Source organism: Hoeflea phototrophica DFL-43 (assembly GCF_000154705.2).
Taxonomy (GTDB): Bacteria; Pseudomonadota; Alphaproteobacteria; order Rhizobiales; family Rhizobiaceae; genus Hoeflea; species Hoeflea phototrophica.
This window is the reverse complement of the sequence record NZ_CM002917.1, coordinates 121113-133617: the sequence shown is the minus strand read 5'-3', so window position 1 is coordinate 133617 and position 12505 is coordinate 121113. Positions and strand designations below refer to the sequence as shown.

General features: G+C 59.9%; 11 protein-coding genes. 3 read left to right on the top strand and 8 right to left on the bottom strand.

Annotation, left to right across the window (positions count from 1 at the left end; genetic code table 11):
- The first annotated feature begins 1 nt into the window (after position 1).
- Positions 2–913 (top strand): dimethyl sulfoxide reductase anchor subunit family protein, encoded by a 912-nt coding sequence (locus HPDFL43_RS00595; protein ID WP_007199604.1) that lies wholly within the window; start codon positions 2–4, stop codon positions 911–913.
- 44 nt (positions 914–957) lie between these two features.
- On the opposite strand, the gene HPDFL43_RS00590 is transcribed toward HPDFL43_RS00595, so the two are convergent.
- A complete protein-coding gene (locus HPDFL43_RS00590; protein WP_007199603.1) occupies positions 958–2013 on the bottom strand; it encodes a succinylglutamate desuccinylase/aspartoacylase domain-containing protein in 1056 nt (351 codons plus the stop codon).
- 195 nt (positions 2014–2208) lie between these two features.
- Here HPDFL43_RS00590 and xseA point away from each other — a divergent pair, with 195 nt between their 5' ends.
- Positions 2209–3801: an exodeoxyribonuclease VII large subunit gene (xseA, locus tag HPDFL43_RS00585; RefSeq protein WP_007199602.1), complete on the top strand. Its 1593-nt coding sequence runs from the start codon at positions 2209–2211 to the stop codon at positions 3799–3801.
- 76 nt (positions 3802–3877) lie between these two features.
- Here xseA and HPDFL43_RS00580 read toward each other — a convergent pair whose 3' ends face one another.
- The 7 genes from HPDFL43_RS00580 to HPDFL43_RS00550 form a co-directional block, all read right to left on the bottom strand.
- A complete protein-coding gene (locus HPDFL43_RS00580; RefSeq protein WP_007199601.1) occupies positions 3878–5185 on the bottom strand; it encodes a flavin monoamine oxidase family protein in 1308 nt (435 codons plus the stop codon).
- Between the two features lie 114 nt (positions 5186–5299).
- Positions 5300–5647, bottom strand: coding sequence for an ArsC family reductase (locus HPDFL43_RS00575; protein WP_007199600.1), 348 nt, complete (start codon positions 5645–5647; stop codon positions 5300–5302).
- A gap of 33 nt (positions 5648–5680) precedes the next feature.
- Positions 5681–6445 carry a DeoR/GlpR family DNA-binding transcription regulator gene (locus HPDFL43_RS00570; protein ID WP_007199599.1) on the bottom strand — a complete coding sequence of 255 codons (765 nt, stop codon included), beginning with the start codon at positions 6443–6445 and terminating at the stop codon, positions 5681–5683.
- An 85-nt stretch (positions 6446–6530) separates the two neighbouring features.
- A complete protein-coding gene (locus tag HPDFL43_RS00565) occupies positions 6531–7595 on the bottom strand; it encodes an ABC transporter permease (protein ID WP_007199598.1) in 1065 nt (354 codons plus the stop codon).
- Positions 7592–9121, bottom strand: coding sequence for a sugar ABC transporter ATP-binding protein (locus HPDFL43_RS00560; protein WP_007199597.1), 1530 nt, complete (start codon positions 9119–9121; stop codon positions 7592–7594). The genes HPDFL43_RS00565 and HPDFL43_RS00560 overlap by 4 nt, the downstream gene beginning before the upstream one ends.
- The gene (locus HPDFL43_RS00555; RefSeq protein ID WP_007199596.1) at positions 9118–9759 is read right to left on the bottom strand and encodes a DUF2291 family protein; all 642 of its coding nucleotides are present in this window, start codon (positions 9757–9759) and stop codon (positions 9118–9120) included. The genes HPDFL43_RS00560 and HPDFL43_RS00555 overlap by 4 nt, the downstream gene beginning before the upstream one ends.
- Before the next feature lie 62 nt (positions 9760–9821).
- Positions 9822–10772: a D-ribose ABC transporter substrate-binding protein gene (locus HPDFL43_RS00550; protein WP_007199595.1), complete on the bottom strand. Its 951-nt coding sequence runs from the start codon at positions 10770–10772 to the stop codon at positions 9822–9824.
- Between the two features lie 257 nt (positions 10773–11029).
- Here HPDFL43_RS00550 and HPDFL43_RS00545 point away from each other — a divergent pair, with 257 nt between their 5' ends.
- The gene (locus tag HPDFL43_RS00545) at positions 11030–12496 is read left to right on the top strand and encodes an L-fucose/L-arabinose isomerase family protein (protein ID WP_007199594.1); all 1467 of its coding nucleotides are present in this window, start codon (positions 11030–11032) and stop codon (positions 12494–12496) included.
- The last annotated feature ends 9 nt before the right edge of the window (positions 12497–12505 follow it).

The window sequence follows — 12505 nt, the reverse complement described above, 5'->3', positions numbered from 1 at the left end:
CATGCATCCTGCTGTCTCTGTCATTTTTTTCACGGTCGCCTCGGGTGCGGGATTCGGCCTGATTTTCCTTCTAGGCCTCGGCTTCCCGGTGAGTGGCGGAGCCGGCCGGGCGTTCCTGATCTCGCTTGCAGGCGGCGGTCTGGCTGTGGCCGGTCTTCTGTCTTCGACCTTTCACCTCGGCCACCCTGAACGGGCCTGGCGGGCGCTCAGCCAATGGCGTTCGAGCTGGCTGTCGCGCGAAGGGATCTGCGCGATCGCAACACTTGTCCTGTTTGGTATTTACGCCCTCTACTGGATGGTGATCGGGGTCCGGCTTGACGTGCTTGGGCTTGTCATTGCGGTGGGTGCGGCGGCAACCGTGTTCACCACCTCGATGATCTACGCCCAGTTGAAGACCGTGCCGCAATGGCAAAGCGCGCTCACGCCATTGGTCTATCTCGCCTTCGCACTGGGCTCGGGCTGGCTGCTTGCTTCGGCTTTCGGCAGTTTTCAATCGCCGGAACCCTGGGGCATCCTGCTGGTGGGGCTGGCCTGGGGCGCGAAGTGGCTCTGGTGGACACGGGCTGCCCGGACGCGGCTCGCGGACACCGGATCAACCCCGGAAACCGCCACCGGGCTGGGTTTCATCGGAAAGGTTAGGCTTCTCGAAAAGCCGCACAGCGGCGACAACTACCTGACCCGCGAAATGGTTCACAAGATCGGCCGCAAGCATGCCCGCTCGCTACGCCGGGTCGCTCTTGTGTTGGGCGGCGTCGTGCCGGTGGCGATCCTTGCCCTCGTGGCGCTGAGCGGCGCTCCGGCGATCCTCAACATACTTGCAGCGCTTTCGATGCTGGCCGGACTGCTGGCCGAACGCTGGCTGTTTTTCGCGGAAGCCGAGCACTCGGTGTCGCTTTATTATGGACACCGCTGAGCAACCGCGAAGACTTGCAATCAGTCTGGCAATCAGTCTGGCAATCAGTCCTCCAGTGCGCCCTCATAGCCAGCCACCAAGGCTTCATCACCGATGATCTTGAACAGGTTGTCGCCCATACGGATGAAGCGACGCGCCCGCCGGGTGAGGACAAATCCACCCTGGGGTGCCCGCACTTCAACGCAACCATCCTTGAAACCGGGATTGACCACAATCTCCGCAATGAGTTGACCGGCCTCGACCCGGTCGCCGGGTTTGGCATGAAACAGGATGGTGCCGCCTGCCGGCGCCTCGATCATGTCGACATGGCGGATCGGCTTGCCGACAAATCCGCCGCGCAGATCTGGCGCAGCAGCATCACCTGCAACCACGCCGCGGGCCTGCAAGAAACGATAAATCCCCTCGGCATCCTTCAACCCGGTCTGGGCATCGACATCAATCTGCCCGCGCAGTTCAACCGTTGTCACACAATGACCAGACAGATCACCGTCCGCAGCGCTCGCCCGCATCTGTTCGAACGCAGCCTCTTCAAAGGCACGGTCCGAGCCCTTGTCCCATAGCAGCGCGGCCTCGGCATCGAGACAGGCGGCGAGATCAGACATTTCCGGCCACAGAATTTCCGGTACATAGAGATATTGGACGCCCTCATCGTCGCAATGCAGATCAAGAACAATCGGGCATCCATCGGCAAGCTCAAGCAAGCGGCTCTTGAGGCGGCGCTCGGCGAAGGTGGCCGAGGACGCGTTATCCAGATGCCGGACGCCGTCCTTGCCGGGAACCGGAAAATCACGGTTGAAATTGACCCGGGTGGCGCCGGAAAACCGGCCCATATGATTGCTGAAGAGATGTTGTGCCGCGCCGATGGGATTGGCGTGCGGCACCAGGGTCAGTGATCCCAGAAGACGGCCTTCGGCTTCAGCATGTTCAAGCATAGGAATGAGATAGTGCATGACAGCAACGCCGGGGCGCTCGTCAGCATGGAGCGCGGACTGAATATAGACGCGCGGAGCAGCTGGATCGGAGCCGCTCAGGTGGTGGACGATCAGCTCATAGGCGATGCCGGGTGTTTCGCCGGGGATGGTTTCGATCTCAGTTTTCATGGCCCCTCACTTCTGCATGTGACCGTGCTGTCCTGCATAAGAGAAACAGCCCGTTGATTTGAACGGTTACACCCGGCACGCACAGATGTCGCTTGGAATTTCTCGTGGACACACTGTTGCCCGTATGCCGCATTGGTCGTCACAAGATATGCTGGCAGAACTTGACGGGCGGCGCTGCATGATGCCGAATCGGGCATGTCTTCGCTTCTTGATGATTCGCCAACAAATGCTGCCGAGTTTACGGTCAGCGAACTGTCAGGCTCGATCCGCCGCACGGTGGAGGATGCCTTCGGCAATGTCCGGGTGCGTGGCGAGATTTCAGGCTACCGTGGCCCGCATTCCTCGGGGCATGCCTATTTTTCACTGAAGGATGATCGCGCACGGATCGAAGCCGTAATCTGGAAGGGTGTTTTCTCCCGGCTCAAGCACCGGCCGGAAGAAGGGTTGGAGGTAATCGCCACCGGGAAGATCACCACCTATGCCGGGTCTTCGAAATATCAGATCGTGATCGAATCGATCGAACCTGCTGGCGCAGGCGCCCTGATGGCGCTGATCGAAGAACGCCGGTGCAAGCTCGCCGCCGAGGGGCTGTTTGACGAAGCGCGCAAGCAGCTGTTGCCATACATGCCGTTGGTGATCGGAGTCGTGACCTCACCCACAGGGGCGGTGATTCGCGATATCCTGCACCGGATCGAGGACCGGTTTCCGGTCCATGTGATCGTCTGGCCGGTGCGGGTTCAGGGCGACACATCGGGCAATGAGGTGGCGAACGCCATCACCGGCTTCAATGCGCTCGCGCCGGGTGGCCGAATCAAGCGTCCGGATCTGATCATTGTCGCACGCGGCGGCGGCAGCCTTGAGGACCTCTGGGGTTTCAATGATGAAGCAGTGGTTCGTGCCGCAGCGGAGTCGGACATTCCGCTGATCTCGGCTGTCGGGCACGAGACCGACTGGACATTGATCGATCACGCCAGCGACCGGCGCGCGCCGACGCCGACAGGAGCCGCGGAGATGGCGGTGCCGGTCAAGGCGGATCTTGAAGCGCATCTTGCAGGTCTCGCCGCGCGACTCAAATCGGCGCAATCACGCATGCTCGACAGGCGGCGCGAGGCGGTTCGCGGATTGACCCGTGCGCTCCCCACGCTCGACAGCGTTCTGGCCTTGCCGCGGCAAAGGCTTGACCGGTCCGGGCAGGGGCTTGGGCAGGCGCTTCAGCTCAACACCGCAAACCGCCGGCGCGGTTTCGAACGACAAGCGGCCCGCATCACACCGATTGCACTGGTCTCTGCCATTCGGGAAAAGCGTCAGGTGTTGCGCGACAGGGCGACACGTGCCGACCGGTCACTGGAGCGCCGTGTGGAGGTGCTCAGGACAGGCCTAGAGCGCCACGCTCTGGTCCTCTCGGCCGTCCCGCGGCGGATTACCGAAACCCAAACCCACGCACGCGAAAGGCTGACCGGACTGGGACGACGTGGTGAAACCGCGCTGACGCAGCTCATCGGGCAACACAAGCGAGCGCTGGGCGCGCAGGCCAGAATGCTCAAGTCGCTGTCCTATCAGAGCGTTCTTGGACGCGGCTATGCAGTGGTCCGCAATCAGGACCGGAAGCTGCTGTCACGTGCGGAGCAGGTCCAATCGGGCGAAATGATCGGCGTCGAATTCGCTGACGGCGAAGTCTCCGCTCTCGTCAATGGAACGGGGGCAGAAGCACCGTCATCCAAGCCGAAGAAGCAGACACGCACCAAAGCAAACAAGACGCCCGAACCCGGCCAGGGCAGCCTGTTCTGAGCGTCAAGCACAAAGATCGCATTCGTCACTCGGCGGGAAAACCAGCAAAGATAATTTTGCGGAGGCTGACTGCCCGCTAACCGGCAATCAACCTGGCGGCTTCCTGTCCCGACAGATAGGCGCCATGCACCGTTGCAGGATGTTCTTCATGGGTTGCTTCGCCGGCAAACAAAAGCCGCCCATCCCAATCCGCTCCAGCCAATGCTCGACGTGAGCCGCGGTCGCTTCCCACGGCTGTAAATGAGTATGAGCCCAGGGCGAAGGGGTCGGAATTCCAGCGGCTGATTTTCCATGTAACGGGATCCGGAATGCCGGAGCCAAAGATTGACCGCAGAACCTCCATCGCCCTTTCGACAGTCTCAAGGTCATCCAGTTTCTCGATCTCCCGGGCAGCGGTGCCGGCGTTGAAACCAAGCAGTGTTGGCTCTCCGGTCGCCCGGCTCAACGAAAACCATTCCGCCCAGTGCCCGTCAAGCTCTCCAACGAAGCCGAAGGCGTCGGTGTTGTGGGGCCAGAAGGTCCGCTCGAAGCGCAGCCAGCATTTGTTGAGGAGTCCCATGCCGATGGAATCAATAGCCTTGGTCCGGCTCCGCTCAAGGGGATGGCTGAATGCAATTCTGCCAGCCTTGAACACGCCAAGCGGGACGGTGAGAATGACATGGGATGCCTGGTACGTGGTATCCGACTGCGTGATGATCTTGACGGTGTCGCCACGGCGCTGGAGGCCCGTGACAATTTCCCCGGTGGTGATCGAAGGGCCCTTCGCAAGATAGGTTGCCAGGTCTCCGTAGCCATCGGGGAAGATGACATCGGGTCCATCATACGCGCCGCTGTCGTCATAGTACCAGGCTGACAGATCGTTCCAGTCCGCTGCAAATTCATGCTCGATGTCGCTGTTGGCGAAATGGCGCATCAGCCTCCGGTCGCCGGGCTTGAGCCCGCGCCAGCCAGCTGTTCCCTGTACCGCATCTGCGAGGGAAACATCATAGTCACGATCTTCGACGCGGTCACGGCCGGCTTCCAGCAGCTTTCCGGCAAGCTCGCTTGCATCATCGAGATCGATACGGACACCACCGGGTCCGAATGTCGGTCGCGGTTCCCAGCTGGTTTCAATCCGCGCAAGTCCACCCTGATCTGCAAGCCTTGTGAGCGGATTGCCGTCAATGCCGTGAATCCAGCTGGCGCCCATGTCCACCGGCCAGCCCGGCACGTCGCGGTTGGTGAAGACCCGCCCGCCAATACGGTCGCGCGCCTCGAGAATATGCACCGACATGCCCCGGGCCATGAGATCTCTGGCGGCAGCAAGCCCTGCCATACCGGCTCCAATGACAACAACATCTGGATTGCGATTGCCTCGAGCAAGGCGCGGGGCCGCGGCGGTCATGGCCAAACCGGCCACTATCTGACGGCGCGTGGGCATGAAGTGCTTTACTCCCGGTTCTTGAGCGACAGGCGCGCGGCGTTCACGCAGGCAGGTTCTAGGCAGATAACCGCGACTTCAACCAAAGAATTGAGCGTATAGCTCCGGCTTAAATCCGACAAGCACGCGATCACCCGCCTCGATCACCGGGCGCTTGATCATTGATGGCTGGGCCAGCATCAGACGGATCGCCTTGGTCTGATCGAGATCCTGCTTTTCGGCCTCATCGAGCTTGCGGAAAGTGGTGCCCGCACGGTTGAGAACCGTTTCCCAACCGGCCTCCACGCACCAGCGCTCAAGATGCGCCGCGTCAATACCGGCGCTCTTGTAGTCATGAAAGACGGCTTCGATGCCCTGATCGGCAAGCCATTTCCGCGCTTTCTTCATGGTGTCGCAATTCTTGATGCCGTAGATCGTGACGGTCATGTCTGGTCTTCTCCGCAGGTTTGGGGTCGCGCCTCAGCGCGCAATCAGAAGCTCAATGCCGCGCGCTTCGATAGACTTGGCATCCTTGTCCGAGATTCCGTCATCGGTGATGAAGGTCTGCACCAGATCCAGATCGCCCAAGCGGGTAAAGGAAGGCTTGTTGATCTTGGACGCATCGGCGACAAGATAGACATGTTGAGCCGCCCGGATCATCGCCTGCTTGAGCTGTAGGTCGGCAAAGCTTGGATAGGTAAGCCCGAGTTCGACATCCACGCCAGCCGTGGCGAGAAACAGTTTCCCCGCGAGGATGTCACGGAAATAATCGACCGACTTGTCCCCTGTGAGAGACAAGGTCGGCGGTTTGAACTCGCCGCCCGGCATGTGAACGGAAAACCCAGGAACCGAGCCGAGAACCATGGCGATGTTGAGCGCATTGGTGATGACGGTGAGATTCTTGCGAACGGTCAGCCGGGTGGCAACTTCCGTCGTCGTCGTGCCCGCATCGAGAATGATGGTTTCGTTGTCCGCAACCAGTGAGGCTGCGAGCGCACCAATCTTCTGCTTCCGGTCCATCTCGATACGGTGGTGGAGTGCATGAGAAGCGACCTGGCTGGGCACGGAATTCAGAAAGGCTCCGCCATGTTCACGGGTAACCTGGCCTGCCTTTTCCAGCCGTTCGAGGTCCTGCCGGATGGTGGCCTCGGTGACCTCGAAAGCAGCTGCGAGATCGCGCACCCGCGCAGACCCCTCTTCTTCGATCCAGTCAATGATCCTCTTGCGCCGCACAGTCGAGAGCATGCCTGTCAACGTTCCCGACGCCCCCTGATCCTTTACCGCTTTCTTCCGCGCATCTGCCAATCAGTCCAAGCCTCTTGCCTGCGGGCTAGCGCCCGCCTTCCGTTTCCTGAGCCAAAGCAATACGCGACTGGAGCCGACTTTGGAACTGGTCAATCACAACTGCGGCAATGATCACCAGGCCCTTGATCACCATCTGCCAGAATGACGACACGCCCATCATGATCAAACCGTCGGCGAGGATGCCGATGACGAAGGCGCCAACGATGGTTCCCCAGATCCGTCCGCGACCACCAGCCATCGATGTGCCGCCCAGGACTGCGGCTGCAATGGCATTGAGTTCGAAGAACTCACCCGTGGCCGGATGGCTGGCCTTGAGCTGGGAAGCGATGATGATTCCGACGATCGCGGCCATAAGCCCGGAAAACATGTAAACGAACAGCTTGGTGCGATCGACATTCACACCCGAGAGCGCGGCACTGCGTTCATTGCCGCCGGTGGCATAGATGTGGCGGCCGAGCGGCGTACGCCTGGAGATGTAGATTGCCAGCAGGGTGACGCCGATCAGCGCCCAGATCATCACCGGCAGGCCAAACACAGTGCCCGATCCGATCATCGGAAACGTATCGGATCCGTATTCCGGGTTGCCGTTGAGATTGGGGAAAGTGCGGCCGTCCGAGAGCAGCAGCGAGACGCCGCGGGCCACATAAAGCGTGCCGAGAGTGGCAATGAAAGGCGCGACTTTCAATCGCGTGATCAGGATCCCGTTGATCCAGCCAACGAAGATCCCCACACAGCAGACGATGGCAACGATCTCGATGGTGTTGAAATAGACCGTGTAGCCGCCACCAATGTAAATGCCGTTGAGCACCAGATAGCCCGCGACCATGCCGGTAAGGCCAACAACCGAGCCAACGGACAGATCGATCCCGCCGGTGATGATCACGAAGGTCATGCCGATCGCCAGGAAGGCATTGATGGCGACATGCTTGGAAATCAGCACCGCGTTGTCAACCGACAGGAAGTTCGGCGCCATGATCGCAAAATAGGCAAAGACGAGCAGCAAGGCGAGATAGGTGCGCATCTCCAGCACAAGCAGAAGAAAGTTGGGGCGCGCAGCCGGGCGCGGCGCAGCGGTGATCATCTCGCTCATGCGGCGGTGTCCTTTTGTTTTCTTGGCGTGGCAGCTGCAATGATGTCGGCGGCACGGGCTGTGTTGGGAAACTCCCCGGTCTTGCGCCCGTCAGCCATGACAGCGATCCGGTCGGCGAGCGCCATCACTTCTTCGAGGTCGGAGGTGACGAAGAGAATCGCCAGACCTTCTGAGGCAAGCTTGCGGATCAACCGGTAGATCTCCGCCTTGGCACCGATGTCGATGCCGCGGGACGGCTCATCCATCAGCAGAACGCGGGGTTCCGTCATGAGGGCCTTGCCAATGACGACCTTTTGCTGATTGCCGCCCGACAGTGACGAGACCGGATTTTCAGGGTTCGAGACCTTGATCGTCAGGCGCTTGATGTATTCAGCGGCCTTCTTGACCTCGCGGACCGGGTCAAGATGAAACAGGCGTGCAATCCGGCGGATCGAGGACAGTGTCAGGTTCTCGCGGATCGACATGATCTGCACCAGCCCATCGCGCTTGCGGTCCTCGGGGACCAGGGCAATCCCCTTGCTGATGCGTCCGGCGACACTGTGCGAGCGCAGCTCCTCTGCGTAGACGTAGTAACGTCCTGTCGAGCCATGGTGCTGGGCCATGACGCATTCGAGAAACTCGGTCCGGCCAGCCCCCATAAGACCGTAGAGCCCCAGAACCTCTCCGGCGCGAACGGAGAGCGACAGGTGGTCGACAATGAAGCCGCCGCCGGGCCGCGGCAGGCAGACATCTTCGGCGCGAAAGGCTTCAACGCCGAACTCGTGATTTGTGGCGGAGGCGAAATCCTTCGACTTGTCGCCGATCATGGCGTGAACGATCCAGGGGATGTCCACGCCCTGCATCGATCGCGCACCGGTGATTTCACCATCCCTGAGGACGGTGATGTAATCACCGACGCGGATCAGTTCCTCGAGCCTGTGTGAGATGTAGACGATCCCGACGCCCTGGCGCTTGAGGTCCTCGATAACCCGGAACAGGACATCAACTTCATGCGCGGACAGCGCCGATGTGGGCTCGTCGAGGATGAGAATGTTGACGTCCTGTGCCAGCGCCTTGGCAATCTCCACGATTTGCTGCTGGCCGATCCTGAGATGGCCCAGCACCGTATCGGGTGCAATTGTCTGCTCCAGGCGCTTCATCAGAAGCGACGTCTGCTCGGTTTCGGCGTCGCCATCGATGTCGATGCCCATGCGGGCCCGCTCCCGGCCGATGAAGACATTCTCGGCCACCGTCATCTCGGCGAAGAGATTGAGCTCCTGGAAAACAATTCCGATGCCCGCGCGGACCGCATCATCCTTGGAGCGGAAGGTGACTGCCTCTCCATTGAGCAGGATCTCGCCCTCGTTCAGTTCCTCAACGCCGGCGATGATTTTCATCAGGGTGGATTTGCCCGCGCCATTCTCGCCGACAAGCACGTTCACGGCGCCCATGCGGATATCGAAATCCACACCCTTGAGCGCGCGGGTGCCGGGATAGACCTTGACGGCCCCGCGGATAGACAGCCCGATTGGGTGATCTTCGCTCATTTCGCGAAACTCATCTCAACGGGCGTAACAACCATGGTCTCCTGAGGAGACTTGAGAGGCGTCACGCCGACAAAGGACATGGTCATGCCGACGAGATCGCCGTCCGGCACCTTGAGCAGCGGCTTGATCCGGTCATTGATGGCACGGGCCAGTTTGGCGAACTCGATCTGATCGCGGAAATCATCAAAATTGTAGAAAGGCGCGACATCCCGCAATGCAGTGCCGCGGATCACCGGCCCCAATTGCACGGTGACATCGCCCACCCCGTCTTTATCGACATCGACGGACACGGTGCGCGCGCTGGTGTCGAGTTTGGCTGCGACGATGATGCCGTCGCCCTGAACGGGGAAGTTCCAGGCTGCCCCCCGGCCGGATCCCTGGTTGCCATGGGCAGAGCCTGCGGCTTCGAGCCCGTCCGAGGCAAGTGCGGCGCGAAGCCCGGCAACATCGAGCGGTCCGGTCGTTATCAATGGCAGAAGCTGGCTGTCGAATGTCTCTTCGAGACGTGCCTGATTGCGAGCAGCATCACCCTCAGGCCCTACCGATACCACTTCCGTCTTTTCACTCTCATGAATGATCTTGCAGCCCGGAAGGGCCGCAAGGCACAAAATGAGAATGACAGGAATCGCCTGTTTCATGCACGCACGCCTTCAAGATCACCAGGGAGCCTGACGCCCAGGGCTCAGGCTCCCCGGGGAGGTTAGCTCAGCTGGAAATTGTCGAGCTGGCCCGCATTGTCGGCGGTGATGAGGACACAATCCATCAGCTGCTTTTCATCAAGCCCTGTCGATCCTGCGGTCAGGAACTTGTCGGCCTGCTCCACAGCAAGCTGGGCCTGCTGATAGGCTGGCTGAAGCACGGTGGCCTTTATGCCGCCGGCGAGGATCGAGTCCCGCACATCGTTGGAGCCATCGAAGCCGACGACAATCACATCGCTGCGGCCCGCGGCTTCCAGTGCGGCCATCGCGCCCATCGCCATGGTGTCGTTGCCAGAGATCACACCCTTTATGTCCGGGTTTGCCTGCAACATCGATTCCATCACCGAGAAAGCCTCGGTCTGCGACCAGTTGGCGGTCTGCTGAGCGACCATCTCAAGGTCCGTGAACTGATCGATCACATCGTGATAGCCCTGGCTGCGAATGCCGGCATTGGTGTCGGATTCCTTGCCCAGAAGCTCGGCATATTTGCCGCTTTCGCCCATCTGGACCACGAATTCCTCAGCACCGAGCTGGGCGCCCTGATAGTTGTTCGACACAATCTGCGACACGGCAACGCCGGTGGCGGTGATTTCACGGTCGATGAGGAACGACGGGATGCCCGCATCCTTGGCGCGTTGGACCGCCGCAACGGATGCGTCCGCACCGGCATTGTCGAGAATGATGGCGACAACGCCCTGGGCAATCACCGTGTCGAACTGCTGTGATTGCTTGTTCGGGTCATCATCGTGCACGAGAATTACGGTGTCGTAGCCAAGCTCCTTAGCCTTGGCGTCGGCACCATCGGCTTCTGCCTTGAAGAACGGATTGTCATGGCTTGGCGTGATGATTGCGATCGTGCCCTTTGATTGGGCCCAAGCCGGCTTGGCGGCAACAACGGCTGCAACCGCGACGCTCCCAAGGAACGTACGACGCTTCAAAGTCAGTTTCGACATTATGTCTCCTCCCAGATTGACAAGAACGCGCTCTCTCCCTGCGCGATCGCTTGAAATCGTCATATTTTGCTGCGGTTTGTCAACATATTTTTTTGTTTAATTTTGTTTATTTTCATTACAAAGCCCTAAATTAAGCATCAACTCCATGTATTGGGGTATCTCAGTCCATAAGAGCAGAGCTGGGGGTTGCCACAGATCGACAAACTATATATTCAAAAAATATCGAAAGTTTTCGCAATCTTTGGGGGGAGAAAACCATGGATCGCACAGTCAACCGGCCGGTATCACTCGGCGTCGTTATCGGCAGCCGGGCGTTCTTCAGTCCAGCGCCCTGCAAGCAGGCGCGCGATGCCGTTCTGGCGCAAATGGAGAGGCTCGGCATCAATGCCGTAACGCTCCCTTTTGAAGCAACGGACAATGGTGCAGTGCAGTCAATCTCCGACGCCAAGCTTTACGCGGACCATTTTGCGGCCAATCGGGACAAGATCGACGGGATTGTCATCTGCCTGCCCAATTTCGGCGACGAGATTGCCGTGGCCGAACTGGTGGGCCGGGCCAAACTCGATGTGCCCATCCTGCTCCAGGCCTGCAATGACGAGATCGACAAGGTCGACGTTCATTCGCGGCGGGATGCCTTCTGCGGCAAGATCTCGATCTCCAATAATTTCTGGCAGTATGGCGTCCCTTTCACCGAAACGACCAACCATACGGTCGATATCGAATCGGATGAATTCGCCGCGGACCTGGATCGTTTCGCGCGCATCTGCCGGACAGTTGGCGGACTAAAGGGGGCGCGGATCGGCGCCATCGGCGCCCGGACCGGACCGTTTCAGACCATGCGCTATTCAGAAAAGCTCCTGCAGACCAGTGGCGTAACGGTGGTTACGGTCGATCTGTCGGAAATGATGCATGCAGCCGGGCAGATCGCCGACGACGCCCCTGAATTGCTGGAGAAACTCCGCAAGATCGAGGCCTACGGCACGATCCCGACTTACATCAAATCCGAACAGGTGTTGACCCAGGCCAAATGGACGCTGGCAGTCAACCGCTGGATTGACGAGAACGAGTGTGACGCCTCGGCGATCCAGTGCTGGCGTTCGCTGCAGGACAATTTTGGCTGCGCGACCTGCCTGACCATGTCGATGATGGGCGAGGAGCTGATGCCGTCTGCCTGCGAAGTGGATGTGATGGGGGCCGTTTCGATGTATGCGCTCACACTCGCGTCCGGCGCGCCGGCGGCCATTCTCGACTGGAACAACAATTACGGCAATTCCCCCGACATGTGCGTGTGCACCCATTGCGGCAATTATCCCAAGAGCTTTATCGGCGACACACCTGAAATCTCCGAGCTCGATGTGCTTGGTGAGACCATCGGGCGCGGCAAGTGCTTTGGTGCAGTCAAGGGCAAGGTGAAAGCAGGCGACATGACCTATTTCCGCCTCTCCTCGGACGACAATGCAGGCCGGCTCAAATGCTATGTGGGCGAAGGTGAGTTCACCGATGACCCATTCGGCATGGATGGCGGGATTGCGGTCACACGGGTCAAGGATTTGCGCCGGCTGATGCGCTTTGTCACCCAGAATGGGTTCGAGCATCACGTGGCGATGGTCCGGGGCCAACATGCCGATGTCGTCAACGAGGCGGTCACGCGCTATCTCGGCTGGGCAACCTATCATCACGGCGGCGATCCCGAGCCGCAGCTTTTCATTCCAAACCGTTTCTGAGGGAACCGC

What these genes read in the sequence shown, in the direction of transcription:
- HPDFL43_RS00565 (WP_007199598.1), bottom strand. Translation starts at nt 7,595, where the DNA reads ATGAGCGAGATGATCACCGCTGCGCCGCGCCCGGCTGCGCGCCCCAAC.
- HPDFL43_RS00555 (WP_007199596.1), bottom strand. Translation starts at nt 9,759, where the DNA reads ATGAAACAGGCGATTCCTGTCATTCTCATTTTGTGCCTTGCGGCCCTT.
- xseA (WP_007199602.1), top strand. Translation starts at nt 2,209, where the DNA reads ATGTCTTCGCTTCTTGATGATTCGCCAACAAATGCTGCCGAGTTTACG.
- HPDFL43_RS00580 (WP_007199601.1), bottom strand. Translation starts at nt 5,185, where the DNA reads ATGACCGCCGCGGCCCCGCGCCTTGCTCGAGGCAATCGCAATCCAGAT.
- HPDFL43_RS00570 (WP_007199599.1), bottom strand. Translation starts at nt 6,445, where the DNA reads ATGCTCTCGACTGTGCGGCGCAAGAGGATCATTGACTGGATCGAAGAA.
- HPDFL43_RS00590 (WP_007199603.1), bottom strand. Translation starts at nt 2,013, where the DNA reads ATGAAAACTGAGATCGAAACCATCCCCGGCGAAACACCCGGCATCGCC.
- HPDFL43_RS00550 (WP_007199595.1), bottom strand. Translation starts at nt 10,772, where the DNA reads ATGTCGAAACTGACTTTGAAGCGTCGTACGTTCCTTGGGAGCGTCGCG.
- HPDFL43_RS00595 (WP_007199604.1), top strand. Translation starts at nt 2, where the DNA reads ATGCATCCTGCTGTCTCTGTCATTTTTTTCACGGTCGCCTCGGGTGCG.
- HPDFL43_RS00545 (WP_007199594.1), top strand. Translation starts at nt 11,030, where the DNA reads ATGGATCGCACAGTCAACCGGCCGGTATCACTCGGCGTCGTTATCGGC.
- HPDFL43_RS00575 (WP_007199600.1), bottom strand. Translation starts at nt 5,647, where the DNA reads ATGACCGTCACGATCTACGGCATCAAGAATTGCGACACCATGAAGAAA.
- HPDFL43_RS00560 (WP_007199597.1), bottom strand. Translation starts at nt 9,121, where the DNA reads ATGAGCGAAGATCACCCAATCGGGCTGTCTATCCGCGGGGCCGTCAAG.